Source organism: Paenibacillus sp. FSL H7-689, from assembly GCF_000517905.1.
GTDB lineage: Bacteria > Bacillota > Bacilli > Paenibacillales > Paenibacillaceae > Paenibacillus > Paenibacillus amylolyticus.
Genome location: NZ_ASPU01000014.1, coordinates 156,426 through 180,093 on the forward strand (window position 1 = coordinate 156,426; position 23,668 = coordinate 180,093).

Annotated in this window: 21 protein-coding genes; all 21 read right to left on the bottom strand. The window is 46.0% G+C overall.

What is annotated here, in order from left to right; translation table 11 throughout:
* Positions 1-30: 30 nt before the first annotated feature.
* A complete protein-coding gene (locus C170_RS10525) occupies positions 31-825 on the bottom strand; it encodes a TIGR00282 family metallophosphoesterase (protein WP_036609256.1) in 795 nt (264 codons plus the stop codon).
* Positions 826-978: 153 nt separating this feature from the next.
* Positions 979-2,520: a ribonuclease Y gene (gene rny / locus C170_RS10530; RefSeq protein WP_036609258.1), complete on the bottom strand. Its 1,542-nt coding sequence runs from the start codon at positions 2,518-2,520 to the stop codon at positions 979-981.
* Between the two features lie 310 nt (positions 2,521-2,830).
* The gene (locus C170_RS10535; protein WP_036609260.1) at positions 2,831-3,568 is read right to left on the bottom strand and encodes a regulatory protein RecX; all 738 of its coding nucleotides are present in this window, start codon (positions 3,566-3,568) and stop codon (positions 2,831-2,833) included.
* A gap of 282 nt (positions 3,569-3,850) precedes the next feature.
* Positions 3,851-4,915 carry a recombinase RecA gene (gene recA, locus C170_RS10540; RefSeq protein ID WP_036609261.1) on the bottom strand — a complete coding sequence of 355 codons (1,065 nt, stop codon included), beginning with the start codon at positions 4,913-4,915 and terminating at the stop codon, positions 3,851-3,853.
* Between the two features lie 243 nt (positions 4,916-5,158).
* The gene (locus C170_RS10545; RefSeq protein WP_036609262.1) at positions 5,159-6,415 is read right to left on the bottom strand and encodes a competence/damage-inducible protein A; all 1,257 of its coding nucleotides are present in this window, start codon (positions 6,413-6,415) and stop codon (positions 5,159-5,161) included.
* A 107-nt stretch (positions 6,416-6,522) separates the two neighbouring features.
* The gene (gene pgsA / locus C170_RS10550; protein ID WP_017689114.1) at positions 6,523-7,110 is read right to left on the bottom strand and encodes a CDP-diacylglycerol--glycerol-3-phosphate 3-phosphatidyltransferase; all 588 of its coding nucleotides are present in this window, start codon (positions 7,108-7,110) and stop codon (positions 6,523-6,525) included.
* Positions 7,111-7,429: 319 nt separating this feature from the next.
* Positions 7,430-7,921: a YajQ family cyclic di-GMP-binding protein gene (locus tag C170_RS10555; protein ID WP_036609266.1), complete on the bottom strand. Its 492-nt coding sequence runs from the start codon at positions 7,919-7,921 to the stop codon at positions 7,430-7,432.
* A gap of 155 nt (positions 7,922-8,076) precedes the next feature.
* Positions 8,077-8,241 carry a hypothetical protein gene (locus tag C170_RS31140; RefSeq protein WP_167350848.1) on the bottom strand — a complete coding sequence of 55 codons (165 nt, stop codon included), beginning with the start codon at positions 8,239-8,241 and terminating at the stop codon, positions 8,077-8,079.
* Positions 8,242-8,314: 73 nt separating this feature from the next.
* On the bottom strand, positions 8,315-9,364 hold the full coding sequence (locus C170_RS10560) for a helix-turn-helix domain-containing protein (protein WP_036609268.1): 1,050 nt from the start codon (positions 9,362-9,364) through the stop codon (positions 8,315-8,317).
* A gap of 66 nt (positions 9,365-9,430) precedes the next feature.
* Positions 9,431-10,198: a DUF3388 domain-containing protein gene (locus C170_RS10565; protein WP_036609270.1), complete on the bottom strand. Its 768-nt coding sequence runs from the start codon at positions 10,196-10,198 to the stop codon at positions 9,431-9,433.
* A 197-nt stretch (positions 10,199-10,395) separates the two neighbouring features.
* Positions 10,396-10,659 (bottom strand): DUF3243 domain-containing protein, encoded by a 264-nt coding sequence (locus C170_RS10570; RefSeq protein ID WP_017689119.1) that lies wholly within the window; start codon positions 10,657-10,659, stop codon positions 10,396-10,398.
* A 164-nt stretch (positions 10,660-10,823) separates the two neighbouring features.
* Complete coding sequence (ymfI, locus tag C170_RS10575; RefSeq protein ID WP_036609272.1) at positions 10,824-11,594, bottom strand: elongation factor P 5-aminopentanone reductase; 771 nt, start codon at positions 11,592-11,594, stop codon at positions 10,824-10,826.
* 1 nt (position 11,595) lies between these two features.
* Positions 11,596-12,876 carry an EF-P 5-aminopentanol modification-associated protein YfmH gene (gene yfmH / locus C170_RS10580; protein WP_036609274.1) on the bottom strand — a complete coding sequence of 427 codons (1,281 nt, stop codon included), beginning with the start codon at positions 12,874-12,876 and terminating at the stop codon, positions 11,596-11,598.
* A gap of 3 nt (positions 12,877-12,879) precedes the next feature.
* The gene (gene yfmF, locus C170_RS10585; protein WP_036609276.1) at positions 12,880-14,160 is read right to left on the bottom strand and encodes an EF-P 5-aminopentanol modification-associated protein YfmF; all 1,281 of its coding nucleotides are present in this window, start codon (positions 14,158-14,160) and stop codon (positions 12,880-12,882) included.
* Between the two features lie 126 nt (positions 14,161-14,286).
* The gene (sleB, locus tag C170_RS10590; protein ID WP_036609278.1) at positions 14,287-15,117 is read right to left on the bottom strand and encodes a spore cortex-lytic enzyme; all 831 of its coding nucleotides are present in this window, start codon (positions 15,115-15,117) and stop codon (positions 14,287-14,289) included.
* Positions 15,118-15,312: 195 nt separating this feature from the next.
* A complete protein-coding gene (locus tag C170_RS10595) occupies positions 15,313-18,051 on the bottom strand; it encodes an FtsK/SpoIIIE family DNA translocase (RefSeq protein ID WP_036609280.1) in 2,739 nt (912 codons plus the stop codon).
* Between the two features lie 90 nt (positions 18,052-18,141).
* Positions 18,142-18,372 carry a YlzJ-like family protein gene (locus C170_RS10600; RefSeq protein ID WP_036609282.1) on the bottom strand — a complete coding sequence of 77 codons (231 nt, stop codon included), beginning with the start codon at positions 18,370-18,372 and terminating at the stop codon, positions 18,142-18,144.
* Positions 18,369-19,130 carry a ClpP family protease gene (locus tag C170_RS10605; RefSeq protein WP_036609439.1) on the bottom strand — a complete coding sequence of 254 codons (762 nt, stop codon included), beginning with the start codon at positions 19,128-19,130 and terminating at the stop codon, positions 18,369-18,371. The genes C170_RS10600 and C170_RS10605 overlap by 4 nt, the downstream gene beginning before the upstream one ends.
* Positions 19,131-19,363: 233 nt before the next feature.
* Positions 19,364-21,043: a ribonuclease J gene (locus tag C170_RS10610; protein ID WP_036609284.1), complete on the bottom strand. Its 1,680-nt coding sequence runs from the start codon at positions 21,041-21,043 to the stop codon at positions 19,364-19,366.
* A 475-nt stretch (positions 21,044-21,518) separates the two neighbouring features.
* Positions 21,519-22,397, bottom strand: coding sequence for a 4-hydroxy-tetrahydrodipicolinate synthase (gene dapA, locus C170_RS10615; RefSeq protein WP_036609286.1), 879 nt, complete (start codon positions 22,395-22,397; stop codon positions 21,519-21,521).
* Between the two features lie 47 nt (positions 22,398-22,444).
* Positions 22,445-23,662, bottom strand: coding sequence for an aspartate kinase (gene dapG / locus C170_RS10620; protein WP_017689129.1), 1,218 nt, complete (start codon positions 23,660-23,662; stop codon positions 22,445-22,447).
* Positions 23,663-23,668: the final 6 nt, after the last annotated feature.

The window sequence follows — 23,668 nt, forward strand, 5'->3', positions numbered from 1 at the left end:
CGGGTTTCCCTGCAAATTGGGACAATACCCCTATTCCATGCGCCACTCGTCCTCCGTCAGACGAATTTTTTCGATGCGTGTTGCCGCACCTGTGGCTTCATCAATTTCAACAAAAACACCGTGGAAGTGCCATTTGCCATCATCTACAACGAAACGTACAGGTAGCTGGGTGTAGAACTTACGTAACACGGCCTCACGCTCCATACCCAATATGCCGTCACGAGGTCCTACCATGCCCGCATCCGTCAAGTAAGCTGTTCCTCCAGGCAAAATCCGATCATCATTACTCTGTACATGCGTATGTGTACCTACAACGAGAGACGCACGTCCATCCAGGTGCCATCCCATGGCAATCTTTTCTGACGTTGCTTCAGCATGCATATCAACTAAAATACATTTATGGTCTTGGCGTAGCTCATCTACAATTTCATCAGCTACACGGAATGGACAATCCAGAGCAGGCAGGAACGTTCTTCCTTGAAGATTGACAATTGCTAGCTCTTTCCCTTCACCTTTGACAACCGTGTACCCTCGTCCTGGTGTGCCTGGTGGAAAGTTCGCTGGACGAATCATGCGGGGCTCATCATCTATAAAATCAAAAATATCCTTATTGTCCCAAGTATGATTACCAAGTGTAATACCATGTACACCCCAGTTGAAAAACTCATTTGCGATTGCACCGGTAATGCCACGACCTGCTGCCGCATTTTCACCATTCACAATCACCACATGTGGCTTATACTTTGATTTCAGGTACGGTAAATTTTCCTTTAATGCCTTACGTCCCACGTTACCTACAATGTCACCAATAAACAAAACTTTCATTGATTACTGCCTCCTCAATTCCTGCAAAGTCCTCTTACTTCAAATGTTGAACCTTTGCAGGACTCTATCTCATGCTCCATAATGTGTAGTTGCCTTTAACAGGCTATCAACAGGAAAAGTGGCCCACTACTGCGGCCACTTTTCCGTAATGCTCTATTTTGCGTATTCAACCGCACGGGTTTCCCGGATGACGGTGACTTTGATGTGACCCGGATAGTCGAGTTCATTCTCAATCATCTTCGTGATGTCACGGGCTAAGCGGAAGGCTTCAGCATCATCGATCTTCTCAGGCTGTACCATAACGCGAACTTCGCGTCCGGCCTGAATGGCGTACGATTTCTCGACACCTTCGAAGGACTCTGAGATTTCTTCCAGCTTCTCCAGTCGTTTGATATACGTTTCCAGCGTTTCGCGGCGTGCGCCTGGTCTTGCTGCGGAGAGCGCATCTGCTGCGCCAACCAACATGGCAATGACCGAAGTCGCTTCGCAATCTCCGTGATGGGACGCGATACTGTTGATTACAACCGGATGTTCTTTGTATTTCTTCGCCAGTTCCACGCCAATTTCGACGTGTGATCCTTCCACTTCGTGATCCAGCGCTTTACCGATGTCATGCAATAGACCTGCACGTCTTGCCAGAGTTACGTCTTCTCCCAGTTCGCCAGCCATCAGTCCAGCCAGATAAGCGACTTCCATGGAATGTTTCAAGACGTTCTGACCGTAACTTGTACGGAACTTCAACCGGCCCAAAATTTTGATCAGATCCGGATGCAGACCATGCACGCCCACTTCAAAGGTAGCTTGCTCACCGTATTCACGGATGCGCTCATCCACTTCTTTGCGGGATTTCTCAACCATCTCTTCAATCCGTGCCGGGTGAATACGTCCATCAGCCACCAGTTTCTCCAGGGCAGTACGGGCGATCTCACGGCGAATCGGGTCAAAGCCCGACAGAATAACAGCTTCTGGCGTATCATCGATAATGAGGTCAATCCCTGTAAGGGTTTCAAGCGCACGGATGTTACGTCCTTCACGACCGATAATCCGGCCTTTCATTTCTTCATTTGGCAGGGTAACAACAGAAACCGTTGTTTCCGCTACATGGTCAGCCGCACAACGTTGGATAGCGAGTGTAATAATCTCGCGGGACTTTTTGTCCGCTTCTTCCTTCGCTTGTTGTTCAATGTCCTTGATCATTTGAGCCGTCTCATGACGAACTTCCTGTTCTACGTTGGACAGTATGATACTGCGTGCGTCTTCCATGGTGAGGTTGGATATACGTTCCAACTCTGTCACCTGGTTTTTGTAAATCATTTCGATCTGCTGCTGAGTCTCATCAATTCGTTTCTCTTTGTTAGCCACTTGCTCTTCTTTACGTTCGAGTGATTCCAATTTTTTATCCAGCGACTCTTCTTTTTGCAACAATCGTCTTTCTTGTCGTTGAATTTCATTCCGACGTTCACGAGTGTCTTTTTCAGCTTCAGCACGAATGCGATGGATTTCATCCTTCGCTTCCAGCACCGTTTCTTTCTTCAGTGCCTCTGCCTCTTTCTTCGCGTTCTCCACGATTTGTACGGCAGCTTGTTCCGCACTAGAGATTTTAGCCTCTGCAAGAGATTTGCGAATAAAATACCCTACTCCGAACCCAATGATTAGCGCGGCCACAACGAGAGCGATCGTGATTGCAGGATTCATACTGTTCACCTCCTCGTTGGTTCCTCCAAGGCATTCCTTGGGTCAATTTGCAGTTTTCAAACCTTACATATGTTTGGGAATAACGAATACTCACGGCGATCCCCCGCCGATTTTCATTTCACATGTACATGTTTCCACGTACTATTCACTGTTTCCAGCGAACCCATAATTAAGAATGGTATAAATCTTAAGAAACCGAAACCGCTTTTTTGGAAGGAAAAAGGGTTGTCCATTTCTTACAGACTCATGTCCATTTTAGTATTTGACGAAAGAAATTGTCAAGAGAATGCAGTATAGAGACTCTAGTCTGCTAATCCCATAACAACGCTTCGTCATCTTCAGGGTCCCCAGCCTCATCTTCTTCAATTAAACAATTCACGACCTTGCGCACCATATCCATTGAAAAACCACGTCTCATTAGGAAGGGAAGCGTTTTATTTTTCTTCTCTTTGACGTCCCCTTTGACCTGATTCCATTTTTTTCGTCCGGCACTCAAAGCAGTCTCAAATTCCGCATCTGTACTTATCCCTTCTAGTGCCTCAACAATGAGATCATTGGCAATGCCCTTTTGACGCAGCTCTTGCCTTATCCACAGTTTTCCCTTCCGCTTGCCCTCCATACGCTGTCTTGTCCATTCCTTCGCAAATAGATCGTCATCCACCAGGTTCTCCCGCTCAAGCCGATCCAGCGCCTCTTCAATCAAAGGTGCAGCAAACTCCTTCTGACGAAGTTTCTGACTTAATTCATGGCGCGTACGTGGCTTATGCTCCAAAAAACGCAGAGACTGTGCATACGTCCGCTGTCGCTCGTCAGCTAGAATGATATCTTCCAGATCCTTCTTCATAAACGTATTACCTTGAGTCATCCTGTATTTAATCATCACATCTTCAAGAACCGTAATGGAGTGGATGCCAAAAGTGATTCGATAACGAGCTTGCCTGCTCTTCGTTCGTTCTACACGTGTAATAATAAGTTCTTCGTTGTCCGGAAATTGGGATAGGCCATCCTGTACTGCTTCTTCATATAAATCCTCGTCATGTTGATCCATTCTGGTCTCCCCTTTCATAACATTTTCATTCTGACTACGCCAAACACACCTTCAGATAAGACAAAGAACACCAATAATACAAAAGACCGGGAACTCTGCCCGGCCTTTACTCCACAGTTAGCGTGCTAACAGCCCCTGTCCATTGGGACAGGGGCTGTTAGACAGCACGAGTACTCCCACTACAATCCATTATCCAGATTGATCCAAGCTCAATCAGATAAGTTTACGGAGTCCAATGGGGAACACCCTCAGGGTCCTCCCTACAAGGGAGGTTTTGAGAGATTACTCGTTGATTTCAAACAATTCTTGTTCTTCTGCTGCTTCTTTTTGTTGCTCTTCACTCGTTGGCGCAGGAACTGCAGTAACCAAGTTACTGGCTACACGAATTTTTTGTTCAATGATGTCAGCAATATCTTTATGCTCTTTCATGAACTGCTTTGCGTTCTCACGACCTTGTCCTAAACGCTCGCCTTCGTAGGAATACCATGCACCACTTTTATTAACGATGTCCAGCTCTGTACCAATGTCAATGATACTGCCTTCTCTCGAGATACCCTCGCCATACATGATATCCACTTCCGCTTGTTTAAACGGAGGTGCCACTTTGTTTTTCACAACTTTAATACGAGTACGGTTACCAATCATGTCATTGCCTGATTTGATACTCTCAATACGACGCACATCCAGACGTACTGTGGAATAAAACTTCAGAGCACGACCACCAGGTGTTGTTTCCGGGTTACCAAACATAACGCCGACTTTCTCACGAAGCTGGTTAATGAAGATTGCGATTGTTTTGGATTTGCTGATTGCACCAGACAGTTTACGCAGCGCCTGAGACATCAAACGCGCTTGCAAACCAACGTGTGAATCGCCCATTTCGCCTTCAATCTCTGCTTTTGGAACCAATGCGGCTACAGAGTCAATAACGACGATATCTACTGCACCACTGCGTACAAGAGCTTCTGCAATTTCCAGCCCTTGCTCACCCGTATCTGGCTGAGACAGAAGCAATTCATCAATATTAACACCAAGTTTGCTTGCGTACTGTGGGTCAAGAGCATGCTCGGCATCGATAAATGCAGCTTGTCCACCCGCTCTTTGTACTTCAGCGATAGCATGCAATGCTACGGTTGTTTTACCAGAGGATTCAGGTCCATATATTTCAACAATACGGCCTTTAGGCAAGCCGCCTGTTCCTAATGCAATATCCAAAGCCAAGGAACCACTGGGAATAATTTCCACATTCATATGAGTGGACTCACCCAGTTTCATGATGGATCCTTTACCAAATTGCTTCTCTATTTGACGGAGCGCCATATCAAGCGCGGCACGACGGTCTGACAATAAGCTCACACCCTTTACTGTTTATAAGATAATGATACCTTGTTTTAACACGTTTGCCAAGCTTTTTTTCGAACATACATTCGTTTTTTTTGTAAAGGCCGAGGCGCCTCTTCCCCAAGGAAACTTTCCATTAAACAGAAAAAAGAACCGTAAACAAGGCTGTAAAGCCTAATTCTACGGTTCTTCCGTCTTCCTTAATTATACTTGCTTGGAACTGTAAATGCAATCGAAGCTATTAACTAATCAATCCATCGCCACAAGTTTTTGCCATAAGCGATATAGAATTGCTTTGGCTGAACGAATGCGAACCGTCTCGCGATTACCATTAATACGCAGCTCATGGATTTCCGTCTCTTTTCCACGTTCCGCAAGAGCGATGAAGACAAGTCCGGGTGGCTTGCGTTCCGAATATCCCGGTCCAGCTACACCGGTAACAGCCAAGCCAAAATCAGCATCGCCAATCATGCGGATCTGCTCAGCAAGCACTTTTGCAACCTCAGGACTTACCGCCCCAGGTGCATCTTCACCCTCCAGATAATCATGAGGCACATTCAGCAGCTTTTCTTTAATTTCATTGGAGTAACAAACAATACCACCTTTGAGCATTGACGCACTTCCGGGTACAGAGGTCAGACTTTGCATGACAAGCCCTCCTGTACAGCTCTCAGCAGCGCTGAGCGTCAGCCCCATGTCAGACATCATGGTTACAATCGTGTACTCTATAGGCACATCCTCGTTCGCGTAGAGATGTTCTGTCAAACGCTCCCGAATCTGAACTTCCATCGCATCCAGCTTCAGCTTCGCCTCTCCCTCACTCTCAGCCTTTGTGGAGACACGTACCGTAACTTCGCCTTCGCTCGCGTAAGGAGCAATCGTAGGGTCTGTCTGCGCGTCAATCAGATCCAGAAGTCGATCTTCCAGAGCAGATTCACCAATACCTGCGAATTTGAGCATTCGGGAATAGATCGGCATCTCTTCTGTGAGTACATGCTGGAACAGCCAAGGTTTGACTTCCTGTTCAAACATTGGAATCAACTCTTTAGGTGGTCCAGGCATCACAACATAATATTTGTCATTGTCAGAAATCGCATTTCCTGCCGCGAGGCCCGTTTCATTGGCCAGAGGTGTTCCGCCATCAATAACGATCGCCTGACGTCTGTTATTCTCTGTCATATCCACATTACGATCTCTGAAAAAGCTCTCAATTTTGTCCATTGCCATTCGATCTGTATGCAGTTTCCGGTTAAGAACAGCTGCGAGCGCATCCTTGGTCAGATCATCTTGTGTAGGTCCGATGCCACCGGAAAATAAAATAACGTCTGCACGGCTCTGGGCAATGCGAATAGCTTCACTAAGTCGGTTCAGGTTATCCCCAACCACCGTTTGGAAATATACATCGATCCCCATCGCAGCCAATTCACGGGATAGGTATCTGGCATTGGTATTGACGATTTGTCCAAGCAGTAGCTCTGTGCCAACTGCAATGATTTCTGCCTTCATTGAGCATCCTCCTGTACACGTGGTGAGTGATCAAAGGGCAATAGGATAATTTCCTATTGCCCCTGACCCAATGCTTCCTTCATGATTACCCATTTAAGAACAAACCATTATGCTTTTGTTAAATGAAGCAAATTTTTGTTTTTGATAAAGTAATCGATACCCGACCAGATGGTAATAAGCGCTGCTGCCCATACCGCGATAATATCGACGTGAATACCCGTGTATGAAAACGGGAAATTGTTCAACAGCAACAGCACAATCGCCACAATCTGCACTACAGTCTTCAGCTTGCCCCAAGCACTGGCGGCAACAACCGAACCATCCAGCAATGCAATTTGACGCAAGCCGGTAACTGCGAATTCACGACTAATAATGACAACTGCAATCCAGGAATCCAGCTTGCCCATCTCCACAAGCGAGATCAAAACTGCAGTAACCAGCAACTTGTCTGCGAGTGGATCGAGCAGTTTCCCCAGATTGGTAACCATGTTATTTTTCCGCGCAAGGTATCCGTCAATTCCATCTGTGCTTGCGGCGATGATAAAAATAACAGCAGCAATCAGTTGATTATACGGAAGCGACAAGCTTCCAAGCTGCAACGGCTCTGGATAAAATGGAAAATCCACTAGCAGGAACACCATCAAAAAAGGGATTAAGCAAATTCGTGCAAGCGTAATCCGGTTGGGTAAATTCACAAGACGCCCTCCCTCATATCCTCCATTACTCCAAACAATCATCATAATCCCGTTATCATCATCCGGAACATGAAATGTACAGTTTCAATGTCAATCCATATTAACATGATCCCACTATGTAGAAACGCAAAAAATAAAGTCAACCGCTCAAAAGCAAAACGCTTTAAACGTTCCGGTGACTTCCAGAAGATGTACTGCTTTTCACAAAGTCAGCAAACGATGAGGACTGGACTTGATGCTTGACTGCCAGCAATGCACACTTAGTATAATATACGCCCAATACCGTGTCAAAAAACACTTTTGCTACAAAAAGGCCTTATTACTTGAAATTTGTATATTGCAAATCCAGAGGCAGGTTAGCACCATTTAGCAACTGCATGACAGCTTGCAAATCATTTTTACTCTTACCAGTTACCCGAAGTTGATCTCCCTGAATCTGACTCTTCACCTTCATCTTGGAATCCCGAATCAGGATATTGATTTTCTTGGCGATGTCCTGATCAATCCCCTGTTTAAAATTCAAACGCTGGCGGACTGTACCAGAAGACGCTGGCTCTACCTTTGCGTAATCAATGTTTTTCAATGGTAGACCACGCTTCGCCATTTTGGATTGCAGCACTTCAATGACAGCCTTGAGTTTGGTCTCATCATCAGATACGATCGTTAACGCATCCTTATCCAGCTTCAGGCTGCTCTTGCTGCCCTTGAAGTCATAACGAGCGCCAATTTCTTTCTCGGTTTGTGTAACGGCATTTGTCAGTTCTTGCAAGTCCATTTTGGACACGATATCAAATGAATTTTCTGAGCTCAAACCAGTCACCCTTTCAGTTAATCGTATGTTCTGTAACATTATAGAGGATACCTTAAGCAAAAGTCTAATTTCAAGCTGTTTTACACAAAGAAAAAAGCATTTTTGGCTTCCACTTCAAGTGGCTGCCAAAAATGCTCGCTGGTCCAGCTTCCAACCTAATAGCGGCTGCGGTTGGGCTGTCTGAACATATCGAGCACACCCAAAAGTACATGTGCAAGTCCAAAACCCAATATTCCGTAACCCCAAGCACTTGGAGTCAGGTAATAACCCAGGAGGCTGACAATGATCCCTAAACCTGTTACGATCCAGCTGACTGTCACAGCCATCCACCTCACTTCACCAAAAGTTAACTGCAAGTTAAGACACGATTATTGTCTCCTGCAGTTGACCCGGTTATTCGCTACCCGTGGTACCCCCTGTACCGTCCGTTGATCCATTTTCAACACCTGTGGAAGAAGTAGTGCCACTACTATCTTCACCAAGCTTCAAACGGATCCGATTGGTCGCCTTGCCATCCGTTACAACCTGCCCGCCAACCTCAATCGTGGTCGCTGCAGCGTAACCGGACTTAATATACATGCCTGTACTATCAAGCTCAAAGGTATAGCTGTCACCTTCGGCTGTGTTACCATACTCCAACTTCTCTCCACTGGAGTTTTCGCCTTTGTACACTTCCAGCCAGCTATGACCTGTTGCTTTGATCGTAACCGTTACAGGTTGCCCTGCACTACCGTTAACTTTAAAGTTCGTAATATTTCCTGATTTCCCATCTTCTGCAACACTCACATTAGATGGTGAATTATCAGTTGGTTTTTCCTCAGTTTCATCCGTCTGTCCGTCCGTTTGGCCATCAGTTTGACCGTCCGTCTGTCCTTCCGTGTCTGTACCGCCACCGTTACCGCCAGCGTCTCCCTCACCAGTACCGTCAGTACCTGAGTCTGTCGCAGGCGGATTAGATGCCTGTCCGTTGTCGGCAGGTTGATCCGGTTTGTCCTCAGGCTGTTGTTGACTGTCTGTAATTTTGACCTGATCAAGACCCGGATTATCTGATTCATCACCATTGTTATACACCACGTATACATACAACAGTACTACGATCAAAACAGGGAATGTCCACATCAACGCGACAGACATCCACCGATTACTACGCTCAACCGGACGGCTGGAACGCTTCTGAATAACCGGTTCCATCGTTGCTTCCGTCTCTTCTTCGGGTACGTCTTTTTTGTGTCCCTCCAGCAGCTCATCAGGGTTCAGTCCCACGGTCTCCGCATAGGTTTTGATGAAAGCACGCACATAGAAGCTACCCGGCAGCACTTTATAGTCTCCTGCTTCTATGGCCTCCAGATACCTCTTGCGAATTTTTGTCATTTCCTGTACATCGTCAAGACTCATCCCTTTTTGCAGCCGGGCCTCCCTTAACTGCTGACCCAGTTCAGACATGCCATCTCCTCCTTATGTTTATCTCTTGAGTTGTTGCTAATCTATTCCATGATTCCGTACGGTTCCTTACAATTCATCGGTGTAGCTAGCCGTAAACGTATCATAAATAATCTCTTCATTGGGAATGTTACGCAATTCAATAATAATATCAAAATCATTAAAATCATATTCGGATTCCTGTACAAAAATATCCGGATGTTCAATAACTTTGGTGCTAGGCATGGACATAATATCCTGCAACAGGTTGTAATGCCGCTCACTGGAACGAATCGTACTTACAATTCCGTCAATGATGAAGACATTGTTTGGGTTCAATTCGTCTTCGGACATTTGACTCCTTATCGTCTGACGAAGAAGTGTGGAGGAAACAAACGTCCATCGCTTCATTGCACATACGCTGCCCGCAATAATAGACTCTGTTTTGCCAACACGAGGCATTCCGCGCAAACCGATGACCTGATTGCCTTCCCTCTTAAATACTTCACCCAAAAAGTCCACAAGTAACCCAAGTTCATCTCGAGTGAAACGAAATGTCTTGCGATCATCCGAGTCACGGTCAATGTATCTGCCATGACGTACGGCTAAAATATCCACCAATTTAGGTTGCCGCAAAGCCGATACGGTGATGCTGTTTACTTTGCCAAGCATTTCACCAAGCAAACGGATTTTTTCATCATCATCCGATTCAAGCAACATGCCTCGAGTTTTGCCTTCAACACCGTTAATGGTCAATATATTCACTTCAAGCATCCCCAGCATAGAGGCAATATCGCCTAACAAACCGGGTCTGTTCTTATGTATTTTATATTCCATGTACCATTGTTTAGATTCCATTTCAACACCCCGTAATGCATTATTCCCCATTATTCGACAGCAACAGAACATATCCACTGGACAACAATCTGAGACATCTTCTAAAAATGGGTCACGTTAATGATATATAAAATGAAAATGAATTACAAGAACAGCTCTGTAATCCGTTTGTAATCATTAGAGAAAAGCCCCCTTGCGGGAGCTCTTCATCTGTAATCTTATGCGTTTTGTTTGGCCAATTTGACCATCAGGCACGCAATCGTACGACGCTCATCAGCATCGCCGACATCCCATAACTCTTTCAATGCCCGGTTGGAATGGTTCGCCGGATCGACTTTCTCATCAAGGAAGTCGCCGATTTCATACGCAAGTTTGTTGATGGTTTCTTCACTCATCCCCATCTTCTCTGCTTGCAGTACGCGGTCACCCAGGAACTTCTTCCATGTGTCAAAACTGGAGAGCACTGTTTTTTCTGTTGACATGATAAATCCTCCTTAGATGACGCATGAGATTTAAAATCAACAGTTGTAATATGTGCTTTCGAGGCATTTTATATACGAGCATTTTGAAAATAATCCGGAAGACGACTGCTTCTCAGCAACCTTCACCCGGTTCGTTCACAGCCAGGCAAGTTTTCTTGCTTTTTTTACGTTAACCAACCGCCATTTGGACTGATGATCTGCCCATTGATATAACCCGATTCAGGGAGAGCCAAAAAATAAACCAATGATGAGATTTCATCAGGTTGAGCAAGTCTTCCTGCCGGAATTTCCTCTTCCAGCATCTTCAGTTCACTCTGATCCAGATGGCTCAGCATGGATGTCTGAACGGCACCAGGAGCAACGGCATTTACGGTTACTCCGGAAGGTGCGAGTTCTTTCGCAAGCGCTTTGGTGAATGCATTCACCCCACCCTTGGTTGTGGAATACAGCACCTCACAAGAAGCACCAGACAGCCCCCAGATCGACGATACATTAATGATCCGGCCGTACCTTTGGGAGATCATGTGAGGCATCATTTCCTGTGTACACATAAACGTGCCTTTGAGGTTAATCGCCATCACTTCATCCCAGATCTCCTCTGTAACATCAGACAACATCCCATAGTGCGAGATTCCTGCATTGTTCACAAGGATATCTGGCATGAGATTGTGCGACTCGAGCTTCTCACGCATACGCTCAATCTGTTCCCGGCTGCGAAGATCCGCAGACACGGTCATGATTTTTCCGCTGCCTTGTTCCATGCACCGTCTGGCGGCTTCATTCGCTGCTTCATGCGATTTCATATAGTGTATAACAACATTCATTCCCACTCTGGCAAAGCGTTCTGCGATAGCCGCTCCGATGCCACCGCTTGCGCCAGTTACCAGTACCGTCATTTCCCCGATTGCCTTCAATTGTCCCGTTCCCCTCTCCATATCAAGGACTCACGACTAGCGATACAGCCAGATGATCCCACCGAATATGCTCTCTCAGTCTGAGATTTACATCTTCCAGTGTAATCGATTCATAGAGCGGCAGCATATTGAAAAAATCACCGCCACGGAATTGCTGACGTGTAAATTCATGCGCAATGTTCTCCGGAGAATTGAGCATACGCAAATATCCGCCTATTTTCTTTTTGCGTGCACGTTCAAAATCCGTGGAATCGAACCCTTTTTCTACAATGGCATCCACTTCTTCACGTATACGCGCGAGCAGTTGATCCGGGTCTTTTGTATCACCACCAATGGCTGAAAAAGCATATTGCGGCGAACTGTTATACTCATGTCCAAAGCTGTCCGAGATCAGATCTTCATCGTAGAGCTTCTGAAATAATCGTGTGCTTGAGCCAAACAAGAGGTCCATCATCAGCTGCGTTGTCATATCTCGCCGTAACAATTGTTCCCCGGTAAGTCCAACGTCCGTCTCCTTGAATCCAAACAGACATTTGGGCAGTGAAACAGCCAGTTTCGCTTCCCGTCTGGCTTCTCCTACCTGCTCAGGCTCCGGTTCGAAGAAACGTTGAATGCTCCCCTGTGGCTTATAATCCTTCTGCTCCTGGTTCGATCGAACCATATCAATGACTTCTTGTGGATCTACACCACCCACCACAAACAAGAGCATATTACTCGGGTGATAGAAGGTGTTATAACACTCATATAACATCTCTTTGGTAATCGTACGGATGGATTCCACCGTTCCTGCAATATCGATATGCACCGGATGTTTCTGATACATGGCTTCGATCAATCCAAAATAAACACGCCAATCCGGATTATCAGCATACATGTCAATTTCCTGTCCAATAATGCCTTTTTCCTTTTCCACATTTTGATCCGTGAAGTAAGGATTTTGCACAAAGTTGACTAATGTTTGTATATTTCCATTCACATATTCAGTCGCTGAAAACAAATAAACCGTCTGATCAAAGCTCGTAAACGCATTAGCTGAGGCACCGTGAGACGCAAACGTGGCAAAAATATCGCCCGTTGGTTCTTCGAACATTTTATGCTCCAGAAAATGGGCAATCCCATCCGGAACCTTCACTTCTTCCTGTCCTTCAACCTGAAAATGATTATCCACCGATCCATACTTGGTTGCAAACGTAGCATACGTTTTCTGGAACCCCGGTTTAGGCAAAATATAGACATGCAGTCCGTTATCCATTACTTCGTAATATAGTGTCTCCTGCAAATGCTCATACCGAATGCTCTCCACCGATTATTCCTCCTTCTCATCCCGCAAGAAATAAATCGTATCCAGACGGAATTGTTCTGCCGCCTCACGTACATCTTCCTTGCTAATATGTTCTACCTGAGCCAACAGTTCTTCAGCCGTTCTTTCTTTGCCAGACAACTGTCGATTGAAGTCATAAGCGATCATCTCAAAAGCAGAATCCTGCATTTCCTTAAGCAGGTTACGGATCATTGCTTTGGTCTGAGACATTTCCAGATCACTGATTGTACCGCTTTTCATTTCTTCCAGCTGCTGCTTGATAATGGTGACAGCCTTCTCATAATTAGGGATTTCAATCCCGGATTGAATCGTTGCAATGCCCTTATGTCCGTCATATCGCGATGACGCGTAATACGCCAGGCTTTCTTTTTCACGAACATTGACAAACAGTTTGGAATGAGGATAACCACCGAGAATCCCGTTGTACATTAGTGCTGCGGCATACTGTGGATCTCCATAAGTGATAGATGTACGGAGTCCCATATTTAGTTTTCCCTGACTCACATTCAGTCGCTCAACAACGGTCTCCACTTCCTTATCTCCTCGAACCGCTGCCTGTGTCTGGTAATCAGAGGAGGACGTTCGATCTACATTGAAATGACGCTGAACAAGGTTCTCGACCTCCTCCAGTGTCGTATCCCCTACCACGTACAGATCCATACTCGCCTGCTGCAGCCACTCCTGATAAGACGCAGTAAGTGTGTCAGGCTCAATCCCGGGCAGATCCTTTCGCTCACCCAGTGGATGAAGACGGTACGGCTCGTTCTTGCACATTTCCTCGATACTGCGTTCAGCGGCATAGCGCATTTTATCGTTCACGATGGACTCCAGCTTTTTACGAACAGTCTCTCGCTCTGCTTGTACATAAGACGTCCTGAAATGTCCATTCTCCTGTGCAGGTCGGGTAAGAACCTCTCCTAGGAAAGCAAATGAACGATCCAGTAGCTGTTCATCCCCTCCAACAAAGGAATCATTAATGGTATCCATTCGGAACTGTACAATCTGGTAATCCCAGCGTTTATAGACGTCAAAACCAAAACCTGCTCCATACAGATGCTCCAGTTGCTCACGAAATTGCGTTGTTTCCGGATAGGACTCCGTGCCGCGTCGCAGAACAAAAGGTGTCAGCGCTACTTTGGTTACTGTATCTTCCCGTAAGGGAACTCCTGCATATAACGATATAGCAAACGTTTTAAAACGTTTAGTGGGAAGCACATGTATACGAAACTGTCTCTTGCTACCTCGTTCGAATCCTGATGTATTCAAATGTCAAAACCCCTTTACGGCGTCATTTATCATGCAATCGTATTAAGCTAAACGTAACAACCATTTTAACCCATGCAAAAGGCAAGAAGCAACCGAAGTCACGCCTTCTGGTTGCTTCCAACATCATCACATACAAAAGATATGCTGTCCGATTGTTTTCACTTGTGGGCGGGTCCAGATCCATTTGGATGTTGCTGTTTTCGGGTTAAAATAATAGAGACATCCACCGGACGGATCCCATCCATTCAGGGCCTGCTCAACTGCCTTTTTGGCTTGTGCGTTTGGTTCCAAATAGATCTGTCCGTCCGCTACAGCCGTAAATGCACCTGGCTGAAAGATCACGCCAGAAGGCGTATTTGGAAAGCTTGGTGATTTCACGCGATTCATAATTACTGCTGCTACTGCGACTTGACCTTCAAACGGTTCACCCCGGGCTTCACCATATACAGCGTTAGCCATAATCTTGAGTTCATTCTCTGAGAGACCAAGGGCATTGGCAGATCCCATATTGTCTTGCTCTTTATCTGCCGTATTGTTACTACTATCACTTCCACCTGAAGGTTTTTCCTTGTGCAATGGCGTTTCCGTTGGTGACCATTTGGTTGACGCATTGTACAGCTTGAGCTTGGTTTCAGCTCCAACGACACCATCGGCTTTCATACCAAATTCGGATTGAAACCATTTGACGGATTTCAGCGTGCTGTTGCCAAAATTGCTATCGATTTTACCATTGTAAAATCCCAAATACTTGAGCCGGCCTTGAAGCTCATACACATCCTGACCGTAACTTCCATATTTCACAGCGTTGCTGCTGAAAGTAGGCAAGGCTTTCTCTTCAACTTGTGGTGTGCTTTGATTCGAACTTTCGGTTGCTGCATTCTCAGGAAGCAAATAGCGGATTCCCAATGCGGACATCAGCAAAATAGCAGTGAAAAGCCATATGTTCATTTTTCGCATCGACTGTGCTCTACCTTTCTCTTGTGGGATTAACAGAATCGCTAAGGTTATTATGACAAGCCTGCTTGCTTCCTATGCACCAAATCATCCGATCATTGGACATCATGGTAAAACTTCAGTCAAATTGTATGAAAAAAGCCCCCAACCATTAAGGTTGAGGGCTCGAATCGCCTGAATATTCATGTGCATTACAAGCTACGAGCTTATTTTATTCTGCTGGTACTCTTCAAGCGAGACCAACACTTCCCGTGGTTTGCTACCCTCGTAAGGACCAATCACGCCCCGGGATTCCATGGAGTCAATCAAACGTGCGGCACGGGTGTATCCTACTCGCATTCGACGTTGTAGCAGAGAAACAGACGCTTGCTTGGCCTCCAGAATAATCTGCACTGCCTTTTCGTATAACTCGTCCTGTACTTCATCTTCAGCCTGGATAGAGTCGTCCACCTCAGGTACAAGGGACTCATCATACTGTGCTTCACCTTGACCACGTACATAATTAACAATATTTTCCACTTCTTCATCACTCATAAAAGCACCTTGTACACGAACCGGTTTCGATGCGCCCATTGGCATGAATAACATGTCTCCGCGACCCAACAGTTTCTCGGCCCCACCCATATCCAGAATGGTTCGAGAATCCACCTGTGAGGATACACCGAAGGCGATACGAGAAGGTATGTTGGCTTTGATTACGCCAGTAATAACATCCACAGAAGGCCGCTGTGTAGCAATAATCAGATGGATACCGGCTGCACGAGCCATCTGGGCAAGCCGAGCAATCGCATCTTCAACATCTCCGGCTGCAACCATCATGAGATCTGCAAGCTCATCCACAATGACAACAATATAAGGCAGAACAGCCGCAGGATTATCTTTCATCAGATTATTGTAACCTTCAACGTTACGAGTGCCTGATTTGGAGAACAGTTCATATCGTTTCTCCATCTCAACCACAATCTTTTTGAGAGCAAGTGACGCTCTCTTAGGATCAGTTACTACCGGTGCCAGCAAATGGGGAATCCCGTTATATACGTTCAACTCAACCATCTTGGGATCGACCATCAGGAACTTCACTTCATCTGGCTTGGCTTTGTACAATATGCTGGTAATAATTCCGTTAATACACACCGACTTACCGGAACCTGTAGCACCCGCAACCAGCAAATGGGGCATACGAGCCAAGTTACCAATAATTGTCTGTCCCGAGATATCTCGGCCAAATGCAATGGTCACTTTGGATTCTGCCTCCTGGAACGTTGCTGTCTCCATTACTTCACGCATCGTTACAACCGATACTTCACCATTAGGTACTTCGATACCAATAGCAGACTTTCCTGGAATCGGTGCTTCCATCCGAATATCTTTTGCCGCCAGAGCCAACGCGATATCATCAGTTAGGCTGACAATTCTGCTGACCTTGACACCAATGTCAGGTTGAATTTCATATCTTGTAACGGCAGGACCCCGAACCACTTCAAGTACTTTGGCACGAACACCGAAGCTTTCCAGTGTGGCTTCCAGCTTACGTGCTGTTTGCATATAATCCTTCTGGTCACCCGCCTTACCCCCATTGTTTGGCTTGGCAAGTAGACGGAATGATGGCAGCTTGTACGGCTTAGGAGGTGGCGGTGGTGGTTTCACCGGTTGTGTGTCCTGCCCTTCAGGAGTTGGAGTATCTGTTCCCTGCATTGCATCATTAGGTACTTCTTCTCCACTCTGAATCTCATCCACAGCATTCATCCCGTTTGTACCCGCATCGGATGCAGACCACTCTGTCTCTACCAGTTCATCCGTTATTTTAATGGTATGCTCGCCCTGTTGTACTACGTTTGGATCGGCCAGATTATCCGGGAAAGGATAAGCATCGTCCAGATCATCTTCAATGCTTGCCTCTTCTGTTCTGACGTGCTCGAAAAAGTCTCGAATGATCGGCGCTGAATTAGGTTTAGCCTGAACAGGAACACGTGCTGAAGCTGATTTGTTAGTTACGTCTTCGGTTGCATCCTGCCACGCCTCTAGATTGTGATCTTGTTCGGCGCGGTACACAATCTGTTCTGTTTCTGCCGAATCGACCTCATCCATTTCACGTCCTGATGTCGCCTGTTCCCGTTTAGCTCCCCATTTTCCAAAAAGTTGGAAGAATATGGGCGAGTTTCGTTTTGGCAGATGCTGTTCCTCTAATTCATCCTCATACTCGTCTTCGTCATCTTCAACAGGAACAGGTACCACTTTACGGGCGTTACCTTTCTTCCTGGCATCAGAAGTTGAAGCAGAACGTGCAGACGGTCTCGACTCCAGCTTTTTGTACATCGAACTCCCGGCATCCCAGATCTTTGTTCGGAATATTCGTATCAAATCCACATAAGATAGACTCGTAATCAGCATAAAACTGATGATAAACATGACAATCATGATGAGTCTCGCCCCAAGACTGCCGAACAGCCACAGGAAAAGAGCAAATTGCCCAGCTCCGAGATAACCACCGCTGATGTCCTTGTTAAGCATGGAGTCCCTCTCGCCTGGCGTAGCAGGGGTTAGCAACTCAGTTTGCATATCATTATGTACCTGTGTAATCACAGCTCCAGGCTCAAGCGCACCTACCGGAATGAGCTTCTGGTGCATTGCAGAGACGGTGCTCATCAGGGTTAAAGCAAATACCAGCAATACCAGTCCTGTTTTGCGTGTAGTCCAGCCACTCGGCCATTTCCGGTGAATCATCACCATGAGACCATAATAAATACCAACAAGTGGAATCGCAAAATAAAACTTACCAAGCATCAGTCCGAACATCTTGGAAAGCGAACGTCCAACGGTGGCTTCACCCGATAATGCTATGACAGCAAGGGTAATAAGCACAATCCCGTAAATTTCATATTTTAAAACGCCGCTAAAACCAGCGCCCTTTTTTTTCCTCTTTTTTCTTCTGGCCAAAATCAGGTCACCCCCAGAAGAATATTATACCATACAAATATATTCCGTACATATGTTCTTTTTCTGCTCAATTTGTCTGAATTCGTCGCGTTATGCTGATCCCAAGTTACCCGAAAGCGGAATGGTCGAACCGGGCATATTGGCAGGATTGAGATAGGCTTCAAGTGGACAATCCAGCAAACGAACAATAACGGCTTCATTGTCATTAACAGGTCTCACCTGCATTAACAAACCATTCATTTTGATCTCCCTCGTATCTTCGCCCTCTTTCCACATTCCCGACCAGAGTTGTTCAGGAGGCATCACGGTATATAGTGTCATTGGGTATAACCTCCCGCCTGCAGGGTCTGTCTCTTGTCTCCTATGAGCTGATTTAACTGAGCAATAGCCTGTCCAATCCCGCCCACTGCATCCATTAATCCATGTTTCACTGCATCTGCGCTTCCTACAGCTGTACCAATATCCCGATTCAACTCACCAGTCTTAAACATCAGTTCTTTGAACATCTCTTCAGAGATATTCGAATGAGAAGTCACGAACCGAACAACTCGTTCCTGCATTTTCTCCATATACTCAAACGTTTGAGGTACACCAATGACAAGGCCGTTCATCCGAATCGGATGGATCGTCATCGTTGCACTTCCGGCAATCAGGGAATATGTTGAAGCTACAGCAATCGGTACTCCAATGCTATGCCCGCCTCCAATGACCACAGTAACCGTAGGTTTGCTTAGAGAAGCAATCATCTCTGCAATGGCTAGACCCGCCTCTACATCTCCACCTACCGTGTTCAAAATGATCAGAATACCTTCAATACGCTGATTTTGTTCTGCGGCCACCAGCTGTGGAATAATATGCTCATACTTTGTTGTTTTATTTTGTGGCGGCAAAATCAAATGCCCTTCGACCTGTCCAATAATGGTCATACAGAAAATATTCGACTCACCTGCAGGCGACTGTGTCTGCCCAAATTGCTGAATAGTCTCTGTCACGGGAGAGATGGCCTTTTCCTCCTGAATCGGAATTTCCGGCGCTTCAACTTCCGGTTGATTGGATCTTGACGCCTGCTTGTCATTCATACGTTCATTCATTTCAATAATCCCCTTCTCCAGAAACATTTAATGTATTTCCTTAGTATGGGGATTTTTCCAACCGCCTTATACCCGCTGCATCAAATTGCTTCACATATTGACGCTATCGCAGATCTTCCTGAAAACGCAAAAAAAGCCCCTTCTCTACGAGGAACCGTCCAATATTACTCGTAGAGAAGGGGCGACTGTGTGCCTGAATATATGTTTTTGTTTAGCCTATTTTAAACTTCCATAATGATTGGCAAAATCATCGGTCTACGACGAGTTTGCTCATACAGGAAGCGTCCCAGTGCATCTTTAACATTTGTTTTGAGTGAAGCCCACTCGTTAACGTTCTCACTCATCAACTTCTGCAATGTGCTGCTAACGATCCGGTTGGCCTCATCCAGTAGTCCTTCCGATTCACGTACATACACAAATCCGCGAGAGATGATGTCAGGACCGGAAACAATTTTTCCATCCTGTTTGCTCAGTGTTACCACAACAACAAGGATACCATCTTGTGACAACAATTTGCGGTCACGAAGTACAATGTTACCCACATCGCCTACACCCAAGCCGTCGATCAACACATTACCTGCAGTAACTTTACCTGCTCTACGTGCTGCTCCACCTTGAATTTCAATCACTTCACCGATATCCGTGATGAAAATGTTCTCAGGTTCTACCCCTACAGATTCAGCAAGAACCGCGTGGCGACGCTGCATACGGAATTCACCGTGAATTGGCAAGAAGAATTTCGGTTTCATCAGGTTGAGCATCAGTTTCAGCTCTTCCTGGCTACCGTGACCAGATACGTGGACGCCACTGTTAGCACCGCTGTAATGCACGTTAGCACCCAGACGGAACAGTTCATCAATCGTACGGCCTACATATTTCTCATTACCTGGAACCGGAGTTGCTGCGATAATGACGGTGTCACCTGGCAGGATGTCCACTTTACGGTGTGTGGAACGAGCCATACGTGTCAGTGCTGACATTGGCTCTCCTTGACTTCCTGTGCAGAGAATCACGACACGATCAGCTGCCATCTTGCCTACTTCTTCAGGTTCAATGATCATGCCATCCGGAATCTCAAGATAACCCAGTTCTGAAGCAATACCAACCACGTTCACCATGCTGCGTCCGATAACTGCAACTTTACGTCCAGTCACTTCTGCTGCATTGATCACCTGTTGGATACGGTGTACGTTGGAAGCAAATGTCGCTACAACAACACGTTGACTTGCTTTACGGAAGATATCTTCCAGCACGATACCCACATTTTTCTCCGATGGTGTGAATCCAGGTTTCTCAGCGTTCGTACTGTCGGACAACAGCGCTAACACGCCATTTGTTCCGATCTGTGCCATACGCTGAAGATCTGCATATTGACCATTGACTGGAGTATGGTCGAATTTGAAGTCACCTGTGTGAACAACTGCACCTTCCGGTGTTTCGACACATACACCAACAGAATCCGGAATACTATGGTTAGTAGCGAAGAACGATGCTTTCAGAACAGATCCAAGTTGGATCTCGGAATCAGCATCAATCAGAATACGTTTTGTATCACCCAGCAAATTCGCTTCTTTCAACTTGTTTTCTACAAGTCCAAGCGTAAGTCTTGTTCCGTATACAGGAACATTCAGATGTTTGAGAACATATGGCAGACCACCAATGTGATCCTCATGTCCGTGAGTAAGGATGATTCCTCTTACTTTGTCACGGTTCTCAGTCAGGTAAGAAATGTCAGGGATGACAATATCAATACCAAGCATATCTTCTTCCGGGAATTTAAGACCAGCATCTACGACTACAATGTCGTTGGCGTATTGGATGACGTACATATTTTTACCAATCTCGCCTACGCCGCCCAAAGCAAAAATCATCAGTTTATCGTTATTATTTTTCTTAGACAAATGAATCTAAACCTCCTATGGTAGTTGGACGTCGTACCTTATTATTTATTGTAAGTTAAGAAAAGTAGTCCATACATCACATACCCACCTATCGGGATGAATGCAAAAGAACACCTTTATTCACGATATTTGGAAGAAGTTCTTCGAAGTTATTCCCTTTGACCAACAAGTTGGAGTTGAAATTCCCTCTTAGCCGTTCCTTCCTTTTTCACCGCAAAGCTACACCACCAAACGATGTCGCTTTCAATTTCAAAAAAATACCGCACCCAGTCACTTGACATCATTATACATGATTAAAAACAAAAAAAACAAGTCACTCTCTCGTTAACCTGTAGGTTTCCCCTTAGCAGTGGAAAAGAAACCTCACATTACTCGTAAAAAAAAGAACCGCAGCCTCTACGAAGAGGAGCGGTTCTTTTGCTGATCTGAAGGATATTCCATGATTAATAAAATAGTCCATATACAACCAAAATGATTACAAATTAAGCAAACCTTTGATATAAGCCTGCTCCTCTTCCGTTGGCGGAATAAGGGGCAACCGTACGGAACCAACGTCTAGACCACGCAATGTCAGCGCATATTTCACCGCTACGGGGTTTGGTAGAGGCTGTGGACACTCAAACAGGCCTTTGAATACCGGGAACAACTGCTGATGAATCTGAGCAGCCTGAAGAGGTGCTCCGCCATAGAAGGCGTCAATCATTTTCTTCATTTCTGCCCCTACGACATGACTGGCCACGCTGACAATTCCATGTGCTCCAACCGCAATCGCTGGTAAGCCTGAAGCATCATCACCGGAATAAACTCTAAAATTTTCTGGAGCACTTGCTGCAATCAGCGTAACCTGCTCCATAGACGCACATTCCTTCGTAGCGACGATGTTAGGAATCTGTGCAAGACGAAGCGTTGTCTCTGCTGACAGGCTGGTTACTGTACGTCCAGGCACGTTGTAGAGCATAATTGGCAGCTTGGTGGAGCCTGCAATCGCTTCAAAATGTTTAAACAAACCTTCTTGGCTAGGTTTGTTGTAATACGGAACAACCAACAAAATGCCATCCACTCCGGCACGTTCAGCTTCCTGTGTCAAATGGATGGAATGTGCCGTGTTATTGCTTCCCGTTCCGGCTATAATTTTGCACCGACCGGCCGCATGTTTCACTGCAAATTCGAATAATTGAACTTTCTCAGTATCACTAAGTGTTGGAGACTCCCCTGTTGTTCCAGAAACCACAAGCGTCTCCGACTTTTGATCTACAATTAGATAGTCGATTAGACGTGCCGTTTCCTCCCAATGAATCTCTCCTTGTTCATTGAACGGAGTGACCATTGCTGTAATCAATCTTCCAAAGTCCAATTCGATTCCTCCTTCAAAACAGGTTTGGCTCCTCTGACTTCAGTTATTTACAAATGAAGTTCGAATGAGGCGTGAAGTGCCCTCAGGGCCTGAACCATATCTTCTTTTTTTACGAGTACCCAGATCGTTGTATTCGAATCTGCCGATTGCAGGATCTGAATGTCTGCCAGTGTCAAGGACTCCACGATGCGAGCCATGATTCCAGGTACACCATTAATGCCTCCGCCAATGACGGACACTTTGGCACAACCGGACAGGCTTTGTGGCTTGAGACCTATCTCCTGCAATACCTGTATGGCTTTCTCGGAATCACTGTCAAATACCGTATAGACAACTCCCGAGGGGGTAACATTAATAAAATCAACACTGATTGAATTCTCAGCCATGGTTTTGAACACTTTTAGTTGCAATCGATCTGCACCACCAGGCACATCCACCGTAATTTGCGTTACATTGCTCACGTAGGCGATGCCTGTTACATAACGGTCAACAATGCCTGTCTGCACATCCTGGAATCCTTCCGGATGCGTAACCAGCGTTCCTTCCGTGTCTGCAAAAGTAGATCTTACCCGCACTGGAATCTGGGATTGCATCGCAATCTCAACCGCACGTGGATGGATTACTTTGGCCCCGTGGTGGGCCATGTTACAGATCTCTGCATAACTCACAACAGTCAGTGGACGTGCATCCTCAACAATTCGCGGATCAGCGGTGAGTATCCCGTTCACATCTGTGTAGATATCCACCATTTCAGCACGTAATGCTGCACCGAGAGCTGTAGCAGACGTATCGCTTCCCCCACGACCCAATGTCGTGAAGTCTCCGTTCTCTGTCTGCCCCTGGAATCCGGTTACAACAACGACACGGCCAAGCTGAAGCTGCTCCAACACACGAACAGGACGGACATCCAATATCCGGGCATTCCCGAAATTGTCGTCCGTCACAAAACCTGCTTGTGCACCGGTCAGCACTGTAGTTGGAATGCCTTCATGTTCGAGTAAACTGCTCAACGTTGTCGCCGATATGATTTCACCACAGCACAGCAGTAAATCCTTTTCGCGTGCGGATAGTGCGTTTCCGTTCTGTGCAGCCCAGTCCAGCAACGTATCGGTCGCATATGGCTCGCCGCGGCGCCCCATCGCAGACACAACGATGACCAGACTCAATCCTGCTTCAAGTTCACGTTTAACATGACGGAGCACATGCTCTCTCGCCTGAACAGTGGAGAGAGACGTGCCTCCGAATTTCTGTACCATGATACGCATCTTTAT

Excerpts from the sequence above, each read along its gene's own strand:
- C170_RS10525 (WP_036609256.1), bottom strand. The coding sequence starts at position 825 with ATGAAAGTTTTGTTTATTGGTGACATTGTAGGTAACGTGGGACGTAAG.
- rny (WP_036609258.1), bottom strand. The coding sequence starts at position 2,520 with ATGAATCCTGCAATCACGATCGCTCTCGTTGTGGCCGCGCTAATCATT.
- C170_RS10535 (WP_036609260.1), bottom strand. The coding sequence starts at position 3,568 with ATGGATCAACATGACGAGGATTTATATGAAGAAGCAGTACAGGATGGC.
- C170_RS10545 (WP_036609262.1), bottom strand. The coding sequence starts at position 6,415 with ATGAAGGCAGAAATCATTGCAGTTGGCACAGAGCTACTGCTTGGACAA.
- C170_RS10560 (WP_036609268.1), bottom strand. The coding sequence starts at position 9,364 with ATGTCTGAACTGGGTCAGCAGTTAAGGGAGGCCCGGCTGCAAAAAGGG.
- C170_RS10565 (WP_036609270.1), bottom strand. The coding sequence starts at position 10,198 with ATGGAATCTAAACAATGGTACATGGAATATAAAATACATAAGAACAGA.
- C170_RS10570 (WP_017689119.1), bottom strand. The coding sequence starts at position 10,659 with ATGTCAACAGAAAAAACAGTGCTCTCCAGTTTTGACACATGGAAGAAG.
- ymfI (WP_036609272.1), bottom strand. The coding sequence starts at position 11,594 with ATGGAGAGGGGAACGGGACAATTGAAGGCAATCGGGGAAATGACGGTA.
- sleB (WP_036609278.1), bottom strand. The coding sequence starts at position 15,117 with ATGCGAAAAATGAACATATGGCTTTTCACTGCTATTTTGCTGATGTCC.
- C170_RS10600 (WP_036609282.1), bottom strand. The coding sequence starts at position 18,372 with ATGACACTATATACCGTGATGCCTCCTGAACAACTCTGGTCGGGAATG.
- C170_RS10605 (WP_036609439.1), bottom strand. The coding sequence starts at position 19,130 with ATGAATGACAAGCAGGCGTCAAGATCCAATCAACCGGAAGTTGAAGCG.
- dapG (WP_017689129.1), bottom strand. The coding sequence starts at position 23,662 with ATGCGTATCATGGTACAGAAATTCGGAGGCACGTCTCTCTCCACTGTT.